The 21,780-nt window shown below is 73.5% G+C and carries 19 protein-coding genes; 8 read left to right on the plus strand and 11 right to left on the minus strand.

The features are described 5' to 3' along the window. Window positions 1–44: 44 nt before the first annotated feature. Window positions 45–1,238 (minus strand): SfnB family sulfur acquisition oxidoreductase, encoded by a 1,194-nt coding sequence (locus B0675_RS30115; RefSeq protein ID WP_179165471.1) that lies wholly within the window; start codon window positions 1,236–1,238, stop codon window positions 45–47. Next, window positions 1,235–1,789 (minus strand): NADPH-dependent FMN reductase, encoded by a 555-nt coding sequence (gene ssuE, locus B0675_RS30120; RefSeq protein ID WP_081222765.1) that lies wholly within the window; start codon window positions 1,787–1,789, stop codon window positions 1,235–1,237. Before ssuE ends, B0675_RS30115 begins: the two co-directional genes overlap by 4 nt. Before the next feature lie 790 nt (window positions 1,790–2,579). Here ssuE and B0675_RS30125 point away from each other — a divergent pair. After that, the gene (locus tag B0675_RS30125; RefSeq protein WP_081222766.1) at window positions 2,580–4,562 is read left to right on the plus strand and encodes a hypothetical protein; all 1,983 of its coding nucleotides are present in this window, start codon (window positions 2,580–2,582) and stop codon (window positions 4,560–4,562) included. Window positions 4,563–4,588: 26 nt separating this feature from the next. Here the strand turns inward: B0675_RS30125 and B0675_RS41590 are convergent, their stop codons facing one another. The 3 genes from B0675_RS41590 to B0675_RS30135 all read right to left on the minus strand — a co-directional run bounded on the left by B0675_RS41590 (window position 4,589) and on the right by B0675_RS30135 (window position 7,769). Then, window positions 4,589–4,744, minus strand: coding sequence for a hypothetical protein (locus B0675_RS41590; RefSeq protein WP_179165428.1), 156 nt, complete (start codon window positions 4,742–4,744; stop codon window positions 4,589–4,591). Window positions 4,745–4,936: 192 nt separating this feature from the next. Next, window positions 4,937–7,054: an MMPL family transporter gene (locus tag B0675_RS30130; protein WP_081222767.1), complete on the minus strand. Its 2,118-nt coding sequence runs from the start codon at window positions 7,052–7,054 to the stop codon at window positions 4,937–4,939. Between the two features lie 193 nt (window positions 7,055–7,247). Beyond that, window positions 7,248–7,769: a MarR family winged helix-turn-helix transcriptional regulator gene (locus tag B0675_RS30135; protein ID WP_241540056.1), complete on the minus strand. Its 522-nt coding sequence runs from the start codon at window positions 7,767–7,769 to the stop codon at window positions 7,248–7,250. A 150-nt stretch (window positions 7,770–7,919) separates the two neighbouring features. Here B0675_RS30135 and B0675_RS30140 point away from each other — a divergent pair, with 150 nt between their 5' ends. The 3 genes from B0675_RS30140 to B0675_RS30150 all read left to right on the plus strand — a co-directional run bounded on the left by B0675_RS30140 (window position 7,920) and on the right by B0675_RS30150 (window position 11,939). Continuing rightward, on the plus strand, window positions 7,920–9,449 hold the full coding sequence (locus tag B0675_RS30140; RefSeq protein WP_081222768.1) for an SDR family oxidoreductase: 1,530 nt from the start codon (window positions 7,920–7,922) through the stop codon (window positions 9,447–9,449). Between the two features lie 76 nt (window positions 9,450–9,525). After that, on the plus strand, window positions 9,526–10,902 hold the full coding sequence (locus B0675_RS30145) for a deoxyribodipyrimidine photo-lyase (RefSeq protein WP_081222769.1): 1,377 nt from the start codon (window positions 9,526–9,528) through the stop codon (window positions 10,900–10,902). 299 nt (window positions 10,903–11,201) lie between these two features. Further along, window positions 11,202–11,939, plus strand: a complete 738-nt coding sequence (locus B0675_RS30150) for a DUF4142 domain-containing protein (protein WP_179165472.1) — start codon at window positions 11,202–11,204, stop codon at window positions 11,937–11,939. Window positions 11,940–11,995: 56 nt separating this feature from the next. On the opposite strand, the gene B0675_RS30155 is transcribed toward B0675_RS30150, so the two are convergent. Then, complete coding sequence (locus tag B0675_RS30155; protein WP_081222770.1) at window positions 11,996–13,006, minus strand: MerR family transcriptional regulator; 1,011 nt, start codon at window positions 13,004–13,006, stop codon at window positions 11,996–11,998. 111 nt (window positions 13,007–13,117) lie between these two features. On the opposite strand from B0675_RS30155, the gene B0675_RS30160 reads away from it, so the two are divergent. The 3 genes from B0675_RS30160 to B0675_RS30170 all read left to right on the plus strand — a co-directional run bounded on the left by B0675_RS30160 (window position 13,118) and on the right by B0675_RS30170 (window position 15,219). Beyond that, window positions 13,118–13,717 (plus strand): sigma-70 family RNA polymerase sigma factor, encoded by a 600-nt coding sequence (locus B0675_RS30160; protein ID WP_081222771.1) that lies wholly within the window; start codon window positions 13,118–13,120, stop codon window positions 13,715–13,717. Between the two features lie 168 nt (window positions 13,718–13,885). Continuing rightward, a complete protein-coding gene (locus tag B0675_RS30165; RefSeq protein WP_081222772.1) occupies window positions 13,886–14,470 on the plus strand; it encodes a sigma-70 family RNA polymerase sigma factor in 585 nt (194 codons plus the stop codon). Next, window positions 14,467–15,219 carry an anti-sigma factor gene (locus tag B0675_RS30170; protein WP_081222773.1) on the plus strand — a complete coding sequence of 251 codons (753 nt, stop codon included), beginning with the start codon at window positions 14,467–14,469 and terminating at the stop codon, window positions 15,217–15,219. Before B0675_RS30165 ends, B0675_RS30170 begins: the two co-directional genes overlap by 4 nt. A 113-nt stretch (window positions 15,220–15,332) precedes the next feature. On the opposite strand, the gene B0675_RS30175 is transcribed toward B0675_RS30170, so the two are convergent. The 5 genes from B0675_RS30175 to B0675_RS30195 are packed head-to-tail and all read right to left on the minus strand — an operon-like array spanning window position 15,333 to window position 20,776. After that, window positions 15,333–16,139 (minus strand): DUF1295 domain-containing protein, encoded by an 807-nt coding sequence (locus B0675_RS30175; protein WP_081222774.1) that lies wholly within the window; start codon window positions 16,137–16,139, stop codon window positions 15,333–15,335. Further along, on the minus strand, window positions 16,136–17,455 hold the full coding sequence (locus B0675_RS30180; protein WP_081222775.1) for a cyclopropane-fatty-acyl-phospholipid synthase family protein: 1,320 nt from the start codon (window positions 17,453–17,455) through the stop codon (window positions 16,136–16,138). Before B0675_RS30180 ends, B0675_RS30175 begins: the two co-directional genes overlap by 4 nt. Next, window positions 17,452–18,720 carry a cyclopropane-fatty-acyl-phospholipid synthase family protein gene (locus B0675_RS30185; RefSeq protein ID WP_081222776.1) on the minus strand — a complete coding sequence of 423 codons (1,269 nt, stop codon included), beginning with the start codon at window positions 18,718–18,720 and terminating at the stop codon, window positions 17,452–17,454. Before B0675_RS30185 ends, B0675_RS30180 begins: the two co-directional genes overlap by 4 nt. Beyond that, on the minus strand, window positions 18,717–19,448 hold the full coding sequence (locus tag B0675_RS30190; RefSeq protein ID WP_081222777.1) for a DUF1365 domain-containing protein: 732 nt from the start codon (window positions 19,446–19,448) through the stop codon (window positions 18,717–18,719). Before B0675_RS30190 ends, B0675_RS30185 begins: the two co-directional genes overlap by 4 nt. Beyond that, window positions 19,445–20,776 carry an FAD-dependent oxidoreductase gene (locus B0675_RS30195; RefSeq protein ID WP_081222778.1) on the minus strand — a complete coding sequence of 444 codons (1,332 nt, stop codon included), beginning with the start codon at window positions 20,774–20,776 and terminating at the stop codon, window positions 19,445–19,447. Before B0675_RS30195 ends, B0675_RS30190 begins: the two co-directional genes overlap by 4 nt. Window positions 20,777–21,326: 550 nt before the next feature. On the opposite strand from B0675_RS30195, the gene B0675_RS30200 reads away from it, so the two are divergent. Further along, complete coding sequence (locus tag B0675_RS30200; RefSeq protein WP_081222779.1) at window positions 21,327–21,764, plus strand: SPW repeat protein; 438 nt, start codon at window positions 21,327–21,329, stop codon at window positions 21,762–21,764. Window positions 21,765–21,780 lie beyond the last annotated feature (16 nt).

Below are 21,780 nucleotides of genomic sequence, written 5' to 3' on the forward strand. Positions count from 1 at the left end.
TCCGATCGTGGGGGGGCGGCGGTGCCGCGGGCGGGTGGGGCGGGTCAGAGCAGGCCGTGCCGCGGAGGCCTGGTGCCGTTCAGGACGTGGCGCCCGAGGTGCTGGATCTTCCAGCGGGCGGGGTCGTGGAGCGTGTGGGTGCGGGCGTCGCGCCAGTACCGGTGCAGGTTGAGGGAGTCGAGGGCGGCGCGGGTGCCGGAGACCTCGAAGAGCGCGTCGGCCACCAGGACGGCGGTGGCCGTGGTGTGGGCCTTCGCGGCGGCCACGGCGAGGGACGCCTCCGCGGCGGAGGCATCCGTCAGTTCGTCGCGGGCCGCGTCGACCGCGCGGGCCGCGACACCGAGCAGCGCCTCTGTCGCCCTTACCTGGAGATCGAGTTCGCCGAAGCGCTGGATGAGCAGCGGGTCCTCGGCGGCCGTGTCGACGCCGCTCTCGAACCACGGTCGGCTCTTCGTGCGCACGAACTCCGCGGCCTCGGCGAGGGCGCCCCCGGCGATCCCCGCGTCGATGGCCGCGTGCAGCAACTGGGCCACCGCGCCGTGCAGTTGCGGTCCCCGGAAGGTGAGGTGGTGGGGCACCACGCGGTCGGCGGGGACGGTCACGGCGTCGAGGCGGACGGTGCCGCTGGCCGTGGTGCGCTGCCCCATGCCGTCCCAGTCGTCGACCACGGTGAGCCCGTCGGCGTCCCGGGGGACGTAGGCGACGTACAGGTTGTCGTCCGCGGCGCGGGCCAGCACGGGGATCCAGTCGGCGAACAGCGCGCCGGTCGAGTAGTGCTTGACTCCGGTCAGTTCGTGGGAGCCGTCCGGGAGGGGCAGCAGCAGCGTGCGGATGTCCTGGACGTGCCGGGTGCCGGCCTCGGACTGGGCGTTGCCGAAGCGGCGTCCCGCCAGGACCTCACCGAAGAAGAACTTCCGCTGCTCGGTGGTGCCCTGTCGGCGGAGCACGTTCACGTACACGAAGTGGTTCTGCGGGATCTGGGCGAGGCTGGCGTCGGCCGAGGCAAGCAGCCGGAAGACCTCGGCGAGGGTCTCCTGCCGGACGTCCGCTCCGCCGTGGTCCGCGGGTACGGTGACGCCGAGCAGGCCGGAGGCGGAGAGCTGTTCCAACTCGGCGTACGGCAGGCGACGTTCGGCGTCGCGGACCGGGGCTTCGGTCCGGAACGCCTCCGCGAGTCCCGCGGCGACGGCGAGGGCTTCGGCGTCGTCGGCGATCACGTGGGCGGTCACGGACGTCATCCGGCCGCGGCGAGCAGCGGGGTGCGGCCGAGGGCCACCGAGAACTGGTCGACCACCTGCGCCAGCGCCTCGGCGGTGCCGGGTGCCACGGTGACGGTCCCGTCCGGTGCCGCGGTGATGTCCTTGTCGAGCGTGAACCAGCCCTGGACGATGTGGGTCGCGCCCATGGAGTTGAGGACCGGGCGCAGGGCGTAGTCCAGGGCGAGCACGTGGGCCGTGCTGCCGCCGGTGACCAGTGGCAGGACCGTCTTGCCGGCGAGGGCGTACTGCGGCAGGAGATCGAGCAGGGCCTTGAGGACGCCTGAGTAGGCGGCCTTGTAGACGGGGGTGCCGATGACCACGCCGTCGGCCCGGTCGAACAGCGCGGCCGCCTCCACGACGGCGGGGTGCCGGAAGTCCGCTCCGAGCAGGGCCTCCGCCGGGATCGTGCGGACGTCGAGCGGGATCACCTCGTGCCCCTGTGCGGCGAGGCGGGCGTCGAGGTGACGCAGGAGCTTGGCGGTGCGGGACGAGGCGGAGGGACTGCCGGAGACGGACAGGACGGTGGCCATGGGTCCTCATTCCAAGGGGAGTTCACGGTGGCGGGCGACCGGGAGCGACGGGCGGGGGGCGGGCACGGGCCGTGCGTGCGCCGCCGGACGGACGGCGAACTCCGTTGCCCGGCCGCATCATCCGTCCGCCGGTCCGGCCGGACCGGGGCATGCTGGAGGGGAGGCCTACGAGTTCGGCGGAAGGACGCTCGGAGCACGGCGGGGACGGGCAGGGGACGTCCCGGGGCGCGGCGGGAGGGCCGGCGCGGGGAGGACGGTCCGTGCGAAGGGGACCCTGCTGCCGGGACCGTCAGACGTCGCGACGACAGAAGGAGCTGGAGACACGCGCAAGGTCGACATGGCGTCGCCGCGTGAGGTCCAGTCGCATCATCATGACGCCGATCGTCGCAGCCTCCGCTCGGGGCAGTCAAGGAACGGCGGGCAGGTCTCGCATCGCGGACCGGTCCCGCGAGGACCACGAGCCGTCCGGCCGCCATGCCGCGTGAGCTGCGCCGACCCGGACGCCGGGACGGGCGGCGTCGCGTCACGGGGGTCGTCGGTGATGCCGGAGGGCGACTCCCCCTCACCGCTCTCCCCCGCACCGCTCTCCGCCTCAGCGCTCGCCCCGTCGGCACCCCCCGTCGGACCGGTCGTCGACCGCCCTGCCCGGCCTCCCGGCCCGAAGCCCGGCATCCCCCGGGCGCGGTTCCGGACACCGGCTCCGGACCGCCGTCCTGTGACCATCCGAAGAGTCACTCGTTTGACGGAGCGGCGTGACACGACGTCAGCTCCTTCGGAAGGCATTCGTTCCATGCCCATCCCCTCGCTACCGCGTGCGGTCCTCCGCGGCAGGACAGCACTCGACCGGGCCGAGACCGCCCTCGTCGAGGAATACAGCGACCTGGTGCGCCTCGCGTACCTGACGCTGCCTCCCTCGCTGAACAGACATCGCCGCATCCTCGTCGCCCACTCGCTGGTGCAGCGCTCGCTGCCGGGTCCCCGCGAACGGTTCCCCCGGCCGCACGTGCCGACGCCCCGCGGCACGGCCCGCAGGTCCGTCGCGGAGAACGACCGGCTGCGCGCCGCGGTCCTGCGCTCGGCGATCGCGTACGGGCGTTCACCGCGCGGCTGGCCCCGCCGTCTGCCGCCGCCCCGCACACTGCTCCCCTCTCTGCCCGTCGTGTGGGGGCTGCGGCTGTTCCCCCGCGCGGGCGGTGCGGAGGAGATCGCGCTGGGCCAGGCCCTGTCGGGCTCGACGGCCGCCGGACGGGCCGCCTTCGTCCTGCGCAGCGTGGACGGACGGACGGAATCGGCGATCCGGACCCTGCTGCGGGCCGCCGGTGTCGCCGATCCCGAGGGAGCCCTGCGGTCCGCCGCACGGCTCGGCGACACGGCCGGCAAGGCCGCGCGGACGCTGCTCAGGTCGCGGGAGTTCGACGCCTGCACCGTGCAGACCGCTCCCACCGACCTGCTCCGCCGCCGGCGCCGCTTCCGCGTCCTGTGGGGCGCCCTGTCCCTCGTCGTGCTCTCCGGGGTGCTGCTGGCGGTCTCGCTGCCCGGCTCCGGCCCGTCGTCCGGCGGGCGCGTCCCGGCGGGCGCGTCGCTGCCCGGCCCGGCGGACCTCGTCCGTACGCCGTCGGACTCCTGGGCCGACACCTCCCGGGTGGACTTCACCGCGTGGCCCGCGCGCGGGGCGCGCGCCGACGACCAGGGTCTGCTGCGCCGGGCGCTGTCGGCCTGGGCCCGGCCGGGCCGCGCCGTGCGGGTCTCGACGACGGCGACCACGTCCATGGACCCGCCGCCCCGGGCACCCCGGCTCCTGTACGCGGGGAACGTGGACGGCGACGCCGTGGTGCTGCTGCACGACGGACAGCGGGTGGTGCGGTACAGCGAGCCCGTCGACGGCCGCGGGCGCGACACGCTGGCTCTCGCGCGGACCGACGACGCGGACGTGACGACGGCCGCCGCCCTGGTCGTCGGGCGCGGTCCACGGGGGACCCGGTTCCTGCTGGCTCCCTGGATCGCCGAGGCGCGGACCCGCGACCTGATGCGTCCCGACTCCCCCGCCCGCCCGGTGGACGTCGCCCGGGACGGGGTCACCGGCCCCCTGTCCGCACCGTCGGGAGGCGCGGCCTGCGACCGGCGGCCGGTGCTCCAACTGCGGTCCTCCGAGCGCATCGTGGAGAAGCACGCGTTCCTGCTGACCGACCTGGGCGAGCTGTCGCCCGTGCATCTGACGTACACACCGCTGCCCGGTCACGGAACGCCTCCGGCACGTCAGCCTCGGGAGGCGACGGGCACTCCGGCGCTGATCGCGTGGGCGCACATGGCGTGCGGGCTGGAGAAGCTGCGGGGCGGCGGGGTCCGGGAGGTCAACGCCTGGGACTTCGCCGAGCAGGACCTGCCGGAGAACGGCGGGCACGCGGTGTGGGCCTGTGCGCGGGCCGGCACCTGGCGCGGTCCCGGGGACGTGCGGGTGCTGCTGCGACTGCCGGCGTCCTCACCGTCCGCTCCGGCCCGGGAGGTCGCGCGGGCCCGGTCCACCGCGGCCTGCAGCCGGTTCGGCCAGCACGTGGTGGCGGACGCCCACTGGCGTTCCCGCGCGGGTCACTGGTACCTGCTCGCCGCGGGCAGCCGGGCGGTCACCGGGATCGAGGTGACCGGCGCGGTCAGGGCCCGGCAGGACGGCCGGACGCTCGCGGTGCGGGCTCCGGAGGGCGCGCGTCCCGGCCTGACCGCCCGTCTGGAGAACGGCTCCTCACTGGCGCCGGTCGGTGACGGGGCGAGCCGTTGAGCAGGCCCGGCCCCGTGCGGCGGGGTTCAGTCCTCTTCCCCGAGCGGGACGACCACGAGGAAGGCGTCCGACTTCAGGTCCATCACGACCGTCGCCGGCAGTCCTTCGGTGCGGCGCCGGGCCGCGTACTCCTCAGCCGACCAGGATCCGCGAGGAGCCCCCGCGGGAAATCGTTCCAGCACCTTTGTCCCCATAGCGGCAGGCACCTCCACCTCTGACCTCGGACCCGGAGCTACGGGTCCCGTGGAATGCGCTTGCCCGCGTTTCTCCGAGACATGTCATGTCTGTTCACCACCGGAGGCGAATGCCGAGCAGGCGTTCGGTCGAACGCGGGACCTGCCCGCCCCGCGCGGCCGGCGCGGGGCGGGCCCGGATCACACCCGGACGTGCTCGCCCTCGTGGGGCACCGGCGCCGGTTCGCGGCTCAGCGTCCCCGGCCACCACGCACGGCGGCCGATGTCGCGGACGAGCGCGGGCACCAGCAGCGAGCGCACCACCAGGGTGTCGAGCAGGACGCCGAAGGCGACGATGAAGGCGATCTGCACGAGGAAGGCCAGCGGGATGACGCCGAGGGCCGCGAAGGTCGCGGCGAGGACGACACCCGCCGAGGTGATCACCCCACCGGTGGCGACGAGCCCGCGCAGGACTCCTTGGCGCACTCCGTGCCGCAGCGACTCCTCGCGGACCCGGGACATCAGGAAGATGTTGTAGTCGACACCGAGGGCGACGAGGAACACGAAGCCGTACAGCGGTACGGAGGCGTCGGTCCCGCTGAACCCGAAGACGTGCCGGAACACGAGCGACGAAATACCCAGTGTCGCGGCGAAGTTGAGCGCCACCGTGGCCACCAGCAGGAGCGGCATCAGCAGGGAGCGCAGCAGGCCCGCCAGAATGACCAGGATGATGGCGAGGACCACGGGCACGATGAGGGTGCGGTCCCGTTCGGCGGTCTGCCGGGTGTCGTACTGCTGGGCCGTGTATCCGCCCACGAGCGCGTCGGCGTCCGGAACGGCGTGGACGGCCTCGCGCAGCCGGGCCACGGTGCTCTTGGCCGCGTCGCTGTCGGCGGCGGCCCGCAGGGTGACGTCGACCCGCACCCGGCCGTCGACGGCCTTGGGGTCTCCCCCGCCGGGCCGTCCGGACTCCGTCACCGCGGCGGCCGAGGCGACGCCGTCCGTGTCGCGCGCCGCGGTGATCACCTGGGAGAGACGGTCGGCGCCGGCGATGATCACGGCGGGGTTCCCCGAGCCGCCGGGGAAGTGCTCCGAGAGCGTCCGCTGGGCGGCGACGGACGGCGCGTCGTCGACGAAGATCTCGTCGAGGGGGACGCCCTTCGCGGTGAGGGTGGGGGCGAAGGCCGCGCAGGCGAGGAGGCCCGCGAGGGCGATCGCCCAGACCTTGCGGGGTGCGCGGTCCACCAGGTCGGCGACCCGGCGCCAGACTCCGCTGCCCGCCCCGGCGTCCCCGGTCGCGCGGGGACGGGCCGGCCAGTAGGCGGCGCGGCCGAGGAGGACCAGGACGGCCGGCAGGAAGGTGAGGGTGCTGAGCACGGCGCAGACGACGCCGATGGCGCCGACCGGGCCGAGCGCCCGGTTGTTCGTCAGGTCGCTGAGCAGCAGGGCCAGCAGACCGAGGGCGACCGTCCCCGCGCTCGCGACGATCGCGCCCCACGACTGCCGCAACGCCGCTCGGACGGCGGTGAACCGGTCGTCGTGCAGGGCCAGTTCCTCGCGGAAGCGGGCGGTGAACAGGAGCGCGTAGTCGGTCGCCGCGCCGATCACGAGGATGGAGAGGATGCCCTGCACCTGGCCGTCGACCCGGACGACGTCGTGGTCGGCGAGGACGTAGACGACGGCGCACGCCAGACCGAGCGCGAACACCGCGCCGAGGATGATGACGAACGGCAGCAGCACGCTGCGGTACACGAGCAGCAGGATGACCAGCACGGTCGCGAGGGCCACACCGAGCAGCAGGCCGTCGATGCCGGCGAAGGCGTCGGAGAGGTCGGCCTGGCTGGCGGCGGGCCCGGCGATGCGTGCCGTCGTTCCCGGAACGCGGTCGGTGGCCGTCCGGACGCGGTCGAGGGTGTCGGGCAGTTCGTCGCCGAGATCGGGCCGGAGCTGGACGACGCCCTCCAGCGCCTTGCCGTCGCCCGACGGCAGCGCGGGAGACGCCTGGCCGACGACGCCGGGCGTGCCGGCGAGGGAGGCGAGCGCGCGGGTCGCGGCGGCCTGGCCCTCGCCCCGGACCGATCCCGCGCCGTCCACCGTCCACACGACGATCGCGGGCAGGGTCTCGTCCTGCTGGAAGGCCCGCTGCTCGGAGACCACCTTGGTGGACTCGGCGCTGCGGGGCAGGAAGGCGGCCTGGTCGTTGGTGGCGACCTCGCCCAGCTTCCCGGCGTAGGGACCGAGGGTGCCCCCGATTCCGAGCCAGGCGACGAGCAGGACGACGGGAATCAGCCACAGGGCCCGTCGTGGGGTGATGGACATCGCTCTCCAGGTGTCACGGCAGCACGGCGGTCGACGTACAGTTGTCCAGATATCTCAACGACAAACAATCTCAATCATTGAGCTATCTCGCGGCCAGATCGTAGACCACGGCTGTGCTTCCGGGGCCGGCGGCCGTCCGGATGCGGCCGGTGTCCGGCGGTTCCCACCCGTCGGCGTGACCGGTCGGCCGGCGTCAGCGCCCGGGGGACCGCACGTCGGAGAGCTGTTCGTTCATGGCTGTCAGGAACCGCAGGACCACCGACAGTTCGTCCTCGCTGAAGCCCGACCGGACGCTCGCGGTGACCTCGGCGAGCGGCCGGAAGTGGGCGCGGGCGGCCGACTTGGCGTCGGGGACCCAGTGCAGGTGGACCACTCTGCGGTCCGCGCTCTCCCTGACGCGCCGGATGTGGCCCGCCCGTTCGAGCCGGTCCAGGCACGCCGTGACGGCACCCGAGGTGAGCCCGAGGTGCTCCCGGAGCCGGCCGGGGGTGAGCGGTTCGGGCGCGTCGAGGATCGCGGCGAGCGCCTGGACGTCCGTGGCGTGCAGTCCGTGTTCGCCGGCGAAGCCGTGCACGACGCGGTTGACCTCGCCGTTCATCCGGCGGAGCTGCACGGCGAAGGCCTGGAGGTCCGCCGGCGCCGCGCGCTCGCCCTGCGGTCCCCCGGCGGGGTCCGGCTCACCCGTCCGGTCGTCGGAGTCCTCTGGTCTGGCCACGTGGTCAGCCTATAGAGGCCGGCGGCGTGGCCCTCGTACGGCCGCCCCTGCCGGGAGGGCCCGTCCGGCGCATCCGGGGGCGGGGTCCGCGTGGAAGGGATCAGGAGGGGGGAACGGACAGGGGCGACAGCGACGAGCGACGGAGGATCCATGAGCGAGGACGACACCCGCACCGGACTGCGGTGTCTGGTGACCGGTGCCACCGGCTACATCGGTGGACGGCTGGTCCCGGAGCTGCTGGCCGAGGGGCACCAGGTGCGCTGTCTGGCCCGCTCCCCCGACAAGCTCCGCGACTACCCCTGGGCGGGCGAGGCCGAGGTGGTGCGCGGAGACGTCACGGACGCCGAGTCCGTCGGCGACGCCATGCGGGAGATCGACGTCGCGTACTACCTCGTGCACGCGCTCGGCTCGGGCCACGACTTCGAGGAGACCGACCGCCGAGCGGCCCGGATCTTCGGCGAGCAGGCCAAGGCGGCGGGTGTCCGGCGCATCGTCTACCTGGGCGGCCTCACCCCCGTGGGCGTACCGGAGGAGGAACTGTCACCGCACCTCAGGTCCCGCGCGGAGGTCGGCCGCATCCTGCTGAACTCGGGCGTCCCGACCACGGTGCTGCGCGCCGCGGTGATCATCGGCTCCGGCTCCGTCTCGTTCGAGATGCTCCGCTACCTCACCGAGCGGCTGCCGGTGATGGTGACACCGAGCTGGGTCAGCACCCGGATCCAGCCGATGGGCGTGCGCGACGTGCTGCGCACCCTGGTCGGCAGCGCCACGATGCCCGCCGAGGTCAACCGCGCGTTCGACATCGGCGGCCCCGACGTCCTGACGTACCTGGAGATGATGCGCCGGTACGCGACGATCGCCCGGTTGCCCCGCAGGCTCATCTTCCCGGTGCCGGTGCTCACCCCGCGGCTGTCCAGCCACTGGGTCGGCCTGGTCACCCCGGTACCCGCGTCCATCGCGAAGCCGCTCACCGAGTCACTGCGCCACGAGGTCGTGTGCCACGAGCACGACATCGCCCGCTACGTGCCCGATCCGCCCGGCCGGCCGATCGGCTTCGACGCGTCGGTGGCCCTCGCGCTCCAGCGGGTACGGGACGCGCAGGTCACCACGCGCTGGTCGTCCGCCTCCTACCCGGGCACGTCCAGCGACCCGCTGCCCACCGACCCGGACTGGGCCGGCGGCAGTCTGTACACCGACCGCAGGGAGATGACCGTCGACGCCTCGCCGGAGGCGCTGTGGCGGGTGATCGAGGGCATCGGCGGTGACAACGGCTGGTACTCCTTCCCGCTCGCCTGGGCCGTGCGCGGCTGGCTCGACCGGGCCGTGGGCGGGGTGGGCCTGCGCCGCGGCCGCCGGGACGCGAACCGGCTGCGGGTGGGCGACTCGCTCGACTTCTGGCGGGTCGAGGAGATCGAGCCCGGCCATCTGCTGCGGCTGCGCGCCGAGATGAGGCTCCCGGGCCTCGCCTGGCTGGAGATGTACGCGGAGAAGGACGACGACGGGCGCACCCGCTACCGGCAGCGGGCCCTCTTCCATCCGCACGGTCTGCTCGGCCACCTGTACTGGTGGAGCGTCTCGCCCTTCCATGCCGTCGTGTTCGGCGGCATGGCCCGCAACATCGCCAAGGCCGCTGCCAAGAACGCGTCCGATGGGGTGAAGGAACCCGCCCTCACCCGCTGAGCACGCATCCGGCGCAGCCGGCCGAGCAGAAGCAGATCCACGCCGTCCCCTCGCAGCCCTGCACCGGAGCAACGCCATGACCCTCTCGATCGTCCTGTTCACCTCGGACCTGCGCCTGCACGACCACCCGCCGCTGCGGGCGGCGCTCGACGGTTCCGACGCGGTGGTACCGCTGTTCGTGCGTGACGAGGCCGTGGCGGACGCCGGGTTCACCGCCCCCAACCGGATGGCGTTCCTCGCCGACTGCCTGACGGATCTGGACGCGGGGCTGCGCGAGCGGGGCGGACGGCTGGTGGTGCGCTCCGGTGACGTGGTGGCCGAGGTGTGCAAGGTGGTCGCCGAGGCCGACGCGGACGAGGTGCACATGGCGGCGGGCGTCAGCGGCTACGCGCACCGCCGGGAGGAACGGCTGCGTGCGGCGCTGGAGGCCGAGGGCTGCCGCCTGCACGTCCACGAGACGGTGATCACCGCGGTCGCGCCCGGCGCGGTCACTCCGGCGTCCTCGGACCACTTCGCCGTCTTCACGCCGTACCACCGGCAGTGGGCGCGGCAGCCGCTGCGGGACGCGGTCGCCGCTCCCCGGGCCGTCCGGGTGCCGGACGGCGTCGGCTCGGAGGAGATCCCGGCCCGCTCCGCCGTGTCCGGAGTGTCCCCCTCGCTCGCTGCCGGCGGGGAGACGGAGGGCAGGAAACGCGTCTCGGCCTGGCTGCGGAACGGGATCGGGGCCTACGAGGACCGTCACGACGACATGCCCGGCGACGCGACTTCCCGGCTCTCCCCCTTCATCCACTTCGGCGCCCTCTCGCCGGTCGAGCTGGTGCACCGGTCGGCTGCGGCAGGCGGCCCGGGCGCCGAGGCGTTCGTACGGCAGCTCGCCTGGCGCGACTTCCACCATCAGGTGCTGGCCGTACGGCCCGACGCGTCGGCCACCGACTACCGCACCAAGCACGACCGTTGGCGTTCGGAGGACGCGGCGCACGACGACGTCGAGGCGTGGCGGGAGGGCCGCACCGGATATCCGGTGGTGGACGCGGGGATGCGCCAGCTGCGCGAGGAGGGCTGGATGCACAACAGGGCCAGGCTGCTCACCGCGAGCTTCCTCGTCAAGACGCTGTACGTGGACTGGCGCATCGGCGCCCGGCACTTCCTGAGTCTGCTGGTGGACGGTGACGTCGCCAACAACCAGCTCAACTGGCAGTGGATGGCGGGCACGGGCACGGACAGCCGGCCCAACCGCGTGCTGAACCCGGTGACCCAGGCCAAGCGCTACGACCCGGACGGCGACTACGTGCGACGCTGGGTGCCGGAGTTGGCGGGCCTGGAGGGGCGTGCCGTGCACGAGCCGTGGAAGCTCCAGGGCCTGGACCGGGCGGCCTTCGACTATCCGGACCCGATCGTCGAACTGCCCGAGGGGCTGGCCCGGTTCAGGGAAGGCCGCGGCCTGACGGACTGAGGGCCCGGGCCGTCGGCTCCTCGCGGCGTCGACGCGCGGATCCGGCGGAGTCGCGAGCGAGTGCCCGACGGACGGCGCGTCGGACGACACGGGTGCGGCACGCCGGCGGCACCGGGGCGGCCCGACGGCAGGGCGCGAAGAGGCCGGGATTCTTTACTCTCCGTAGAGATTTCCGCCGGGTGTGCGGCCGTACTGGTGGGCGTCCGAACCACTCGTACCGGATCCGTCAGCACCGGATCCATCGCGCGGCGGGCCGGAGCACGCCGCTCCGGACGCCGCCCCGGCCGCCAGGAGGCTCCATGCGCATCGCCCGGAACGCGGGAACACTCTTCGTGACCGGCGCGTTGACCCTGACCCTCGCCGCGCTCGCCTACCCGGCCATGCTGGGCGTGCAGACCACGTCCAGCGCCTCGACACGGATCATCGCGAACCCGCCGTCGGGTCCGCTGACCGAGGCCGACCGCGACTTCGTCGTCAAGGTGCGCGCGGCCGGCCTGTGGGAGTACCCCGTGGGTCAACTGGCCCTGGAGAAGGGGACCATTCCGTCAGTGCGCACGGCGGGCCGGCATCTCGTCGCGGGCCACGCGGGGCTCGACGCGGCCTGTCGCAGGATCGCCCAGCAGCTGGGCATCACGCTGCCCAACAAACCGTCCCCCCAACAACAGGGATTCGTCGCGACGTTGAGCGGGGACAGCGGCAAGAAGTTCGACAGTGACCTCGCCAACATACTGCGGGTGACACACGGGCAGATCTTCTCGGTCATCGCGAAGGTCCGCGCCACGACCGAGAACACGCTGGTGCGCCAGCTCGCCAACCAGGCCAACTCCACGGTGCTGGACCACATCACGGTGATGGAGAAGACCGGTCTGGTGAACTTCGAGCAGGTGATCGTCCAGGAGACGACCGACCCGAAGCTGCCGAAGAGCAACCTGACGCCTCCCCCGCCGCAGCCCGGCGAGCCGACGGTCGTGCTGACACCCCCGGCGGGTGGGTCCTCGGGCGCGGCGAAGCCGTCACCGACGCCGACGGTGGGATGAATCGAGGCGTGCGAGGGCGCCTTCCGGGGCCCCGCACGGGCCGGTGACCGGCGGGCTCAGCCCGCGGCCAGACTCACCAGCGTGGTGAGCGCGTCACGCAGCCCCGGGGGCCGGAGCATCCCCTGCTCCTGCCGCCCGGCCCAGCCGGGCCCGCCCAGGAGGACGACGGGGTTGCGGCGGGCGCCCTTCACGCCCCAGCTGGTGGCTGCGATGTGCCGGGCCAGCGGGCGGTCGGCGGTGGAGCGCGTCTGCGACCACAGCACGACGGCCAGCGGGCCCAGCCTGCGGACGGCGGCGGTCAGCGCCTCCGGGGGGACCGCCGGACCGAACATCCGGGTGGGCAGGCCCTGTTCGACCAGTCCGGCGTGGAGTGCCTCCAGCGGCAGACAGTGCTGCTCACCGGGGACGCACGCCAGCACGACCGGTCCGGCCGCGGGCCGGTCCGGACCGGCCGGGTCCGTCGGGCCGGACGGGCCGGTCGCGCGGTGCAGCACCCGGGAGATGTGCCAGGACAGCAGGTGCTCCACCTCGACGTAACGGTCGCCGGCGGACTCCCACTTGCGTCCGACCGCGTGCAGGGTCGGCACCATCACTTCCTCCCAGCCGACGACCACACCGTGCCGCTCGACGAGCGCGGTCAGCTGGTCGTCCACGGAAGGCGCGTCGAGGCGCACGGCAGCGCGCGCCAGCCCTTTGCACTCCTGCCGGGCGTCACCCAGCGGCAGCGGGCCGGCCGCCTTCGAGCGGGGCCGGTACTCGTCCGTCGGCGGCTTCGCCTCGGCCGGGGTCGGATCGGCCCCTTCCTTCGCCGCCCTGGCCGCCTCGGCGGGCGGCACGCCGGCGGAGGTCAGCCGGCACATCTCCTCCAGCATCGCGACGTCCCGCGGTGTCCAGCGGCGGTGTCGTCCGTCGGAGCGGACCGCGGGTCCCACGCCGTAGCGGCGGTCCCAGGAGCGCAGGGTGGTGGGTGACACGCCGAGCCGGCGGGCCAGCGCGCCCGTGGTGACGCCCGCGTCGACGGACACGGCGCCCGCTCCCTGTTCCTGATCCGGCCGGCTCTCACCCATACGGCCGACTATACGACGCAGAAACGATGCGAGTTGTCGCTTCTGTCCAACGGTTCACACGATGGGGTGTCGGGGCCCGGAGCAGGAGGTGCCCGGAGCGAGGAGCGTGCCATGAGCGCAGATGCGACCGCCGCACAGTGGTCTGCCGGGCCTGCCGGGCCGGACACGGACGCGGACGCGGATCTGGCGCGCGCCGTCGCCGAGGGCGACGAGACCGCTCTCGCCGCCGTCTACCGGCGCTGGTCACCCCTGGTCCACACGCTCGCCCGGCGCTCGCTGGGCGACACGCGCGAGGCGGAGGACGTCACGCAGCAGGTGTTCCTCGCCGTGTGGCGGGGCGGCCGGGGCTTTCGTCCGGACCGTGGAACGCTGGCCGGCTGGCTGGTGGGCATCACCCGGCGGAAGATCGCCGACGCCCTGTCCGCGCGGACCCGGCGCACGGAGCTGGTCGGCGCGGCCGGTGCCCTGCTGGCCCTGTCCGACGCGGGGCGATCCCGCCCCGAGGCGGTACTGGACCGTGTGCTCGTGCGGCACGCACTGTCCAAGCTGCCCCCTGCCCAGCGCGAAGTGCTGCACCTCGCGTTCTACGAGGACCTCACACAGACGCAGATCGCCCGGCGGACCGGCTGGCCCCTGGGCACGGTCAAGAGCCACGCGCGCCGCGGTCTGCACCAGCTGCGGTACTGCCTGCCGTCACCGGCGGAGGTCTGACCACCGGGCTCGTGCGACGGTTGCTCCGGCCCGTGGTCCCGCGGGCCGGCCGCTCCGCGTCGCGCCGGCCGCCGACCCGTCCGGAACTTTCCCGGCCGGGGGGCAATCCGTGGGCCGACCGGCTTCGGATCACCTGCGAATCAACAGCGCGTCCTGGAGGACCACACCGTGAAGGAAGCCGTGGAGATCGGGAGAAACCCGTCTGCGGAGCCGGATCTGCCGGAACTGATGGCCCGGGTCGCCCGGGGCGACCAGCAGGCGTTCGCCTCTCTGTACGACGTCGTGGCGGGCCCCGTCCTCGGCATCGTGCGCCGGGTGCTGCGCGACCGGGCCCAGTCCGAGGAGGTCGCCCAGGAGGTCCTGGTGGAGGCGTGGCGCACGGCCGCCCGCTACCGGCCCGAGCGGGGCTCGGTGATGAACTGGGTCCTCACCCTCGCCCACCAGCGGGCCGTGGACCGGGTCCGGTCGGTCGAGGCGTCTGCGGCCCGCGAGCACAAGGCCGCGCTGCTCGACAGGACGCCCGAGTACGACGAGGTCACCGAGCAGGTCGAGGCCCGTCTGGAACGGGAGCAGGTCCGGCGGTGTCTGCGCACGCTCACCGAGCTGCAGCGCCAGTCGGTGACCCTGGCCTACTACCGCGGGCTGACCTACCGGGAGGTGGCGGAACTGCTGGCGCTCCCCCTCGGCACCGTCAAGACGCGCCTGCGCGACGGTCTGATCCGACTGCGTGACTGCCTGGGGGTGACGGCGTGACCACGGTCGACCTGCACACACTGACCGGCGCGTACGCGCTGCACGCCCTGGCCGACGACGAGCGCGAACTGTTCGAGCGGCACGCCGAGGACTGTGAGTCCTGCGCCCTGGAGGTCCGTGAGCTGACGGCGGCCGCCGCGCGGCTGGGCATGGCGGTCACCGAGACGCCCGCTCCGGCGCTCAAGGAGACCGTGATGCGGCGCATCACCACCGTCCGGCAGGAGGCGCCGCGTACCGTTCCGGTCGCCGCTCCCCGGCGGACGGCCGGCCGTGGACGCCGTCCCGCACGGTGGGCGCTCGCCGCCTGCCTGGCCGCGGCGGCGGGACTCGGCGGTACGGCGGTGTGGCAGCACGACCGCGCGCAGGACGCGCGGCAGCAGGCACGGCAGGCCGAGCGGCGGACGAACGACGTGGCCGCGGTGATCGCCGCGCCCGACGCGAAGTCGCGCACGGCGACGCTGGCGGACGGGGCGCGGGGCACGGTCGTGGTGTCGCAGAGCCGGGACCAGGCGGTGTTCGTCGCCGCGGGGATGGCGAAGCCGCCGACCGGCAAGGTCTACCAGCTGTGGTTCAACGACGCGGGGACCATGCGGTCCGCCGGTCTGATGGACCCGGCCCGTACGACGGAGGCGGTGCTGATGAAGGGCTCCGTGGACGACGCGTCCGGGATGGGGATCACCGTGGAACCGGCCGGTGGATCCGCCGAGCCCACCTCCGATCCCGTCGCCCTGCTGAACTTCCCCGCTTGAGCGGTCGTCCCCCCGGGCTTTCGGGGGAGGGGACGAACAGCTGAGACACGTCGCCCCGCCGGGTCGGACCCGGCGGGGCGACGTGTTTCCCGCAGACGTGTTTCCCGCAGGGGTCAGCGGCGCGGCTTCGGCGGCAGGGGGAAGAAGCCGCTGGTCCGGGCCACGTACTCGGCGAAGCCGGGACGCTGCGCCATGTGCCGTTCCAGCATGGGCTTGCCGCTGCCCTTGGTGAGCAGGTAGCTCATCACCAGCGGGGACACCACGGACACGGCCGCGGCGGCGCCGCTGTCGCAGGTGAACAGGAACAGGCCCCACCAGACGCAGAAGTCGCCGAAGTAGTTGGGGTGCCGCGTCCAGCTCCACAGGCCCCGGTCCATGACCTTGCCCTGGTTGGCCGGGTCCCGCTTGAAGCGGGCGAGCTGGGCGTCGCCCACCGCCTCGAAGAACAGACCGCACACCCAGAGCGCCGCGCCCGCCCAGGCGAATCCCGTCACGGGCCCCGGTACGTACTGCGCCGCCTGGACGGGCAGCGACACCAGCCACACCAGGGCGCCCTGCAGGAGGTACACCATGCGCAGGGCGTAGAGGTCACGGTTGCCGGGGGCCTTGGCGAGCATCGCGTCGTAGCGCGGATCCTCGCCGTGCCCCCGTCCGCGGCGCGCGATGTGCGCGGCCAGCCGCAGCCCCCACACCGCGGTGAGGGCCGTGACCAGCACACGTCGTACGTCGTCGCCCTCGCCGGCGGACGCCGCGAAGGACACCAGGGCCACCGCGGTGAACCCGATCCCCCAGGCGACGTCCACGATGCGGTGCAGGCCCTTGCGTACGGCGACCGCGAACGTGACCAGCATGACGGCGAACGCGGCGCCGGCCGCGAACCCGAGGTTCTGGGCGAACGCCGCCCAGGGGAAGCCGCTCATCGCTCGTCCGTCTCCGCGTACCAGGTGTGCGGGACGGCGGGCATCCCGGCCGCCCCGTCGGGGGTGGGCCGCACACTGAGGATCTGGTCGACGCCCATGCGGCGCTCCTCGAAGGCGAGAGCCCCGCCGACGAGGTACAGCCGCCACACGCGGGCGGTCTCCTCACCGACGAGCCGCACGAAGTCGTCCCACCGCTCCTCCAGGGTGCGGTGCCAGGCGGCGACGGTGCGCACGTAGTGCTCGCGCAGCGATTCGACGGAACGCACTTCGAGTCCGGCGCCCTCCAGGAGTCCGACGGTCTCCCCGAGCGGCCGCATGTGCATGTCGGGGGCGATGTACGCCTCGATGAACGCGCCGCCGCCCGGAGCGACCGACCCCCGGGACATCTGCTGCACGAGCACCCGCCCCTGGGGACGGACCAGGCGGCGCAGGGCGGCGGCGAACGCGGGGTACTCGGCGTCGCCGACGTGCTCGCCCATCTCGACCGTGGCGACCGCGTCGTAGGCGCCGCCCTCAATGTCCCGGTAGTCCTGGCACACCACGTCGACGAGGTGCTCCAGCCCGCGCTCGCGGACCTGCTCGCGGACGTACGCGGCCTGCTCGGCGGCCAGTGTGACGGCGGTGACCTGCGTCTTGTACTCCTCGGCCGCGTAGAGCGTGAGGGAGCCCCAGCCGCACCCGATGTCGAGGAGCCGGGCTCCGGGCACGAGGGCGAGCTTGCGGCAGATCAGTTCCAGCTTGGCGCGCTGGGCGTCGGCGGGCCCGAAGCCGGGGTCCTCGCTCGTCCAGTAGCCGCTGGAGTAGGCCATGGTCTCGTCGAGGAGGAGGCGGTAGAACGCGTTCGACAGGTCGTAGTGGTGGCTGATGGCGGCCCGGTCGCGGGACCTGCTGTGCAGGCCGCCGCGCAGGCGGGCCTGGGAGGCGGGCGTGGGCGGCCGGGGGCCGACGGCTCCGAGGCGTACGGCGGCGCCGACGGCCTGGACCCGGTCGGCGAGGCCGATCCGGGGGGCGTGCAGGCCGCGTTCGCGGGCGGCCGCCCACATCACCCGCAGCGCCACGGCGAGATCGCCGTCGACGTCGAGTTCGCGGGTGACGTAGGCCTGCGCGAGGCCGAGTTCGCCGGGCTGCCAGAGCAGCCGCCGCAGGGCGCGTCGCGAGCGCACCACGACGACGGGGGTGTCCGCAGGTCCGGCCTCGCTGCCGTCCCAGGCGCGCACCCGCAGCGGGAGGGGGCCGCCGAGCGCCTCCTCGGCCAGGGCGGCGAGCCGGTGGGCGGCGCCGCGACGGACGGCGCGGGCGGCGGGCGCGGTGCTCATGGGGTGGGGACCTCCTTGGTGAACAGGTACTGCTGGACGTCGAGATAGCCGGAGCGGAACCCGGCCTCTGAGTAGGCGAGGTAGAAGGTCCACATGCGGCGGAAGGTCTCGTCGAAGCCGAGGGCGGCGACCTCGTCGGCCCGCTCCGTGAACCGCTCGCGCCACAGGCGCAGGGTCTCCGCGTAGTGGGCTCCGAAGGCGTCCCTGCGGGTGGTGCGCAGGGTGGTGTGCTCGCGGGTCACGTCCTCCACGGCTTCCACGGAGGGCAGCAGCCCGCCGGGGAAGATGTACTTCTGGATCCAGGTGAAGGTGTCGCGGGAGGCGCGCATCCGGTCGTGCGGCATGGTGATCGCCTGGAGGGCGACGCGGCCGCCGGGGACGAGCAGGGTGTCGAGGGCGGCGAAGTAGGTGGGCCAGAACTCCTCGCCCACGGCCTCGATCATCTCGACGCTGACCACGGCGTCGTAGGTGCCCACGGCCTCGCGGTAGTCGCACAGTTCGATGGCGACGCGGTCGTCGAGCCCGGCCTCGCGGACGCGTTGCCGGGCCAGGTCGCGTTGTTCGCGGGACAGGGTGAGCGAGGTGACGTGGGCTCCGCGTCCGGCGGCTCGGATGGCCAACTCGCCCCACCCGGTGCCGATTTCGAGGAGGCGGGTGCCGGGTCCGACCTCGGCGAGGTCGAGCAGTCGGTCGATCTTGCGGTGCTGGGCGGCGGGGAGGAGGTCCCAGGTGGCGGGGAAGCCGCGGAAGAGCGCCGCGGAGTAGCTGAGGGTGTCGTCCAGGAAGAGCGCGAACAGCTCGTTGGACAGGTCGTAGTGGCGGCTGATGTTGTCGCGGGCGCCGGCGGGGGTGTTGCGCTGGACGTCGGGCCGGCGCAGCGCCCAGAGGCCCCGCAGCTTCTGGAGGGGCGCCGGGATCAGCCCGGCCGCGTTGCCGGCGAGCACGGTGAGCGCGGCGACCAGGTCGGGCGCGTCCCACTCCCCCGCCATGTAGGACTCGCCGAAGCCGATGAGTCCCTGTGTTCCGATCCGGGCGTGGAAGGCGGCCGGGTCGTGGATGTCGATGACCGGGCCGCCGAGGCCGACGCGGGTTCCGTCGGCGAACCGGGCCTGCAGGGGCAGGCGTTCGAATGCTCGGCGCAGGACGGCGCGGGTGACGGCGGTGCGGGCGCGCGAGGCGTCCGGTCGCGTCACGACGTCCGGCCAGCTGACCGGGTCGGTGTCCTGTCGTGGCGTCTCGACGGGGCAGGACTCGGCTGTCCTCATTTCACGTTCTCCTGGGTTCGACGAGGGGTGCGGGGCTGCACGGGCAGTCCCCGCAGATAGAGGCGGACACCGTGCAGCCGGATGGCGGCGGACACGGCGACGGTGGACCAGGGGTGGCGCAGCGCCTGACGCAGCAGCGCGCCGACGGTGGCCGCCCGGCGCGTTCCGCGTACGGTCGCGGTGAAGGGACGGGTTCCCTCGCGTTCCAGATGTACCGTCAGGTTCAGCCGGTCGTCGGGTTCGGGCAGCCGCATCCGGTACGCGCCGTCGACGGGGAAGAACGGCGAGACGTAGAACTCCTTGCGGGTCCGTGCGGTGTCGCTGCCGTCGGGGTGGAGCAGGTAGGTGTGCCGTTCGCCGTACGTGTTGTGGACCTCGGCGACGACGCAGCGCCGGGTGCCGTCCGGGTCGTGGCACCAGTACAGGGTCAGCGGGTTGAAGACGTGGCCGAGGACGCGGGCGTGGGCGAGCATCAGCACGTCGCCGCCGAGCAGGTCGATGCCGTGCGACGCGAGGTACCGGTCCAGGCCGGCGCGGATGGTCGGCTGGTCCCCGTCGAAGTGGTCACGGGCGTCGAACCGGGCCAACGGCCTGAGCAGCAGGGGAAGTTCGGGCGGACGGTCGGGGTCGGTCAGCCACATGTAGGTGCGGTGGCGCAGCGCGTACCGGCGGGGCGCGGTCCGTATGTGGGCGACCGTGCAGGGGTAGAGGGCGGGGGCCGCGGTCACCAGGTCACCCCCAGTGCGGCGGCCGCCTCGACTCCGGAGCGGCAGCCGTCCTCGTGGAAGCCCCAGCCGTGGTAGGCCCCGGCGTAGGCGGTCACGTGGCTGTTGAGGGCCGGGAGCCGGCGCTGCGCCGCGACCGACTCGGGGGTGTACACGGGGTGTTCGTACTCCATGCGGGCCAGCACCCGGGCCGGGTCGACCCGGTCGCCGCCGCCCAGGGTGACGACGTACGTCTCGGGTGCGTCGAGCCGCTGGAGGCGGTTCATGTCGTAGCTCACCCGGACCCGGTCCGCTCCGGCGTCGCAGGCGGGCATGAGGTAGTTCCAGGAGGCGCGTGCTCCGCGGGCGCGCGGCAGCAGGGTGGTGTCGGTGTGCAGGAGGGTGGCGTTGCGCGAGTAGCGGAACGTGCCGAGCACCTCGCGCTCCGCCTCACTGGGATCGGCGAGCAGCCGCAGTGCCTGGTCGGGGTGGACGGCGATCACGACGGAGTCGTACGAGGCGGTGGTGCCGTCCTCGGTGGTGATGTCGACTCCGTCGGCGTGCCGGCGGACGGCCCGGACGGGGGCGGAGGTGTGCACGGCGTCGAGCTGCTTGGCGAGCCGGTCGACGTAGGAGCGGGAGCCGCCGGTCACCGTGCGCCAGACCGGTGAGTCGCCCACCGAGAGCATGCCGTGGTGGTCCATGAAGCGGAACAGGTAGGCGGCGGGGTAGCGGCGTGCGGTGGCGGCGTCGCAGGACCAGACCGCGGAGACCAGCGGGGTCATGAAGTGCCGGGTGAAGTAGGCGGAGAAGCGGTGCCGGACCAGGAACTCGCCCAGGGTGAGGGTGTCCTCGCCGTCCTCGGTGCCCTCGACGCCCTCGGCGAGCAGTCGGCGGGCGGCGCGGTGGAAGGCCGGCACCTCGGTGAGCATGCGCAGGTACGGTCCGCGCAGGGCGTTGCCGGGCCGGGGGAAGAGGCCCGCGGGGCCGCGGGCGCCCGCGTACTCGAGGCCGCATCCCTCGCACCGTACGGACATGCTCATCTCGGACTCCTGGGTGGCGACGCCCAGTTCGGCGAACAGCCGCAGGAGGTTGGGGTAGGTGCGGTGGTTGTGCACGATGAACCCGGAGTCGACGCGGTGCACCCGGCCGTCGGAGGAGGCGAGGTCGTGGGTGTGCGCGTGGCCGCCGAGCCGGTCGTCCGCCTCGTAGACCGCCACGGACCGCGTCCGGCTCAGCACGTGCGCGGCGGTGAGGCCGGCAACTCCCCCGCCGATCACGGCCGTGCGTCCCGCCTCCCGCCGTCCGGCGCGCCCCGCGTCGCCGCCAGAAGCGTCTGCGGACCTGTCCATCGTCGTTCCTCCCGCCCGGCTCCCTCGTCAGAGCTCTCGGTGGTATTCCGAAGCTGGGCCCTCCACGGATTGCCTCGGGCGCGATCTTCCTCAAATCGGGTGAGCGGATCCCGGAAGGCGGTACGGGAGGGCGGCGGAGCGGAGGCCCGCCCTCGGGACCGGCCCCGGGACGTTCCGGACGGCTCCCAGGAATCGTGGGCGGATCGCGGCGTCGATCCCCGCCGGCGGACGGACCGCGTCGAATCCGAACCAGGGGTCCCCGCGGGCCGCGCGTACGTGGTCCAGTGCGGGCGGTGGGCCCACTGGGCCGGGCGGTAGCGGACGTGGTTCTCGGGGTCGGCACCGGGTGCCGCCATGGCCGCGTGGTGCTGGATCCGCTGCGCCGCGCCCCCAGGCACCGAAGCGCGCGCGGCGCGCTTTTCGTAGGCGACATCCCTACACATAAGGGAAAAATAAGAGCAGACTGGCGGGTATGCGGTCCTGACCGCTCGCCCCTCGGGCACGGTCGGACCGTGGAGATCGGATCGGACCAGATCGGAGGAGACGAGTCATGGCCAACGTCTCGCATCACACCGGCGACATCACCGGCCACCCCGACGCATCGGAGATGCGTGCCCGGTACGACCGCGTGATGGGCGGCCGCGACGTCGCGCTGGTGGACGGGCCGGTGTTCCTGCTCGGCCTGTACTGCGCCGTGTCACCGTGGATCCTGCACTACACGTCGAGCCAGCCCGCGCTGGCGACGCACAACCTGATCATGGGCATCGCCATCGCGGTACTCGCGCTCGGGTTCACCGTCACACCCGAGCGGATGTACGGCCTCAGCTGGGCGATCTGCGCGATGGGCGCGTGGATGATCATCTCGCCGTGGATCGTCGGCACCAGCCCGGACACCGGTGTGGTGGTCAACAGCATCATCGTCGGCGCGATCGCCGTCGTCCTCGGAGCGGTCTGCGCGCTGACGGCGACCAGAGGCGCCCGGAGGTAGCACTCCCCCGGCTCAC

The organism is Streptomyces sp. M41(2017), assembly GCF_002078175.1.
Classification (GTDB): domain Bacteria; phylum Actinomycetota; class Actinomycetes; order Streptomycetales; family Streptomycetaceae; genus Streptomyces.

Excerpts from the sequence above, each read along its gene's own strand:
- B0675_RS30115 (WP_179165471.1), bottom strand. The coding sequence starts at position 1,238 with ATGACGTCCGTGACCGCCCACGTGATCGCCGACGACGCCGAAGCCCTC.
- ssuE (WP_081222765.1), bottom strand. The coding sequence starts at position 1,789 with ATGGCCACCGTCCTGTCCGTCTCCGGCAGTCCCTCCGCCTCGTCCCGC.
- B0675_RS30125 (WP_081222766.1), top strand. The coding sequence starts at position 2,580 with ATGCCCATCCCCTCGCTACCGCGTGCGGTCCTCCGCGGCAGGACAGCA.
- B0675_RS30130 (WP_081222767.1), bottom strand. The coding sequence starts at position 7,054 with ATGTCCATCACCCCACGACGGGCCCTGTGGCTGATTCCCGTCGTCCTG.
- B0675_RS30140 (WP_081222768.1), top strand. The coding sequence starts at position 7,920 with ATGAGCGAGGACGACACCCGCACCGGACTGCGGTGTCTGGTGACCGGT.
- B0675_RS30145 (WP_081222769.1), top strand. The coding sequence starts at position 9,526 with ATGACCCTCTCGATCGTCCTGTTCACCTCGGACCTGCGCCTGCACGAC.
- B0675_RS30150 (WP_179165472.1), top strand. The coding sequence starts at position 11,202 with ATGCGCATCGCCCGGAACGCGGGAACACTCTTCGTGACCGGCGCGTTG.
- B0675_RS30155 (WP_081222770.1), bottom strand. The coding sequence starts at position 13,006 with ATGGGTGAGAGCCGGCCGGATCAGGAACAGGGAGCGGGCGCCGTGTCC.
- B0675_RS30160 (WP_081222771.1), top strand. The coding sequence starts at position 13,118 with ATGAGCGCAGATGCGACCGCCGCACAGTGGTCTGCCGGGCCTGCCGGG.
- B0675_RS30175 (WP_081222774.1), bottom strand. The coding sequence starts at position 16,139 with ATGAGCGGCTTCCCCTGGGCGGCGTTCGCCCAGAACCTCGGGTTCGCG.
- B0675_RS30180 (WP_081222775.1), bottom strand. The coding sequence starts at position 17,455 with ATGAGCACCGCGCCCGCCGCCCGCGCCGTCCGTCGCGGCGCCGCCCAC.
- B0675_RS30185 (WP_081222776.1), bottom strand. The coding sequence starts at position 18,720 with ATGAGGACAGCCGAGTCCTGCCCCGTCGAGACGCCACGACAGGACACC.
- B0675_RS30195 (WP_081222778.1), bottom strand. The coding sequence starts at position 20,776 with ATGGACAGGTCCGCAGACGCTTCTGGCGGCGACGCGGGGCGCGCCGGA.
- B0675_RS30200 (WP_081222779.1), top strand. The coding sequence starts at position 21,327 with ATGGCCAACGTCTCGCATCACACCGGCGACATCACCGGCCACCCCGAC.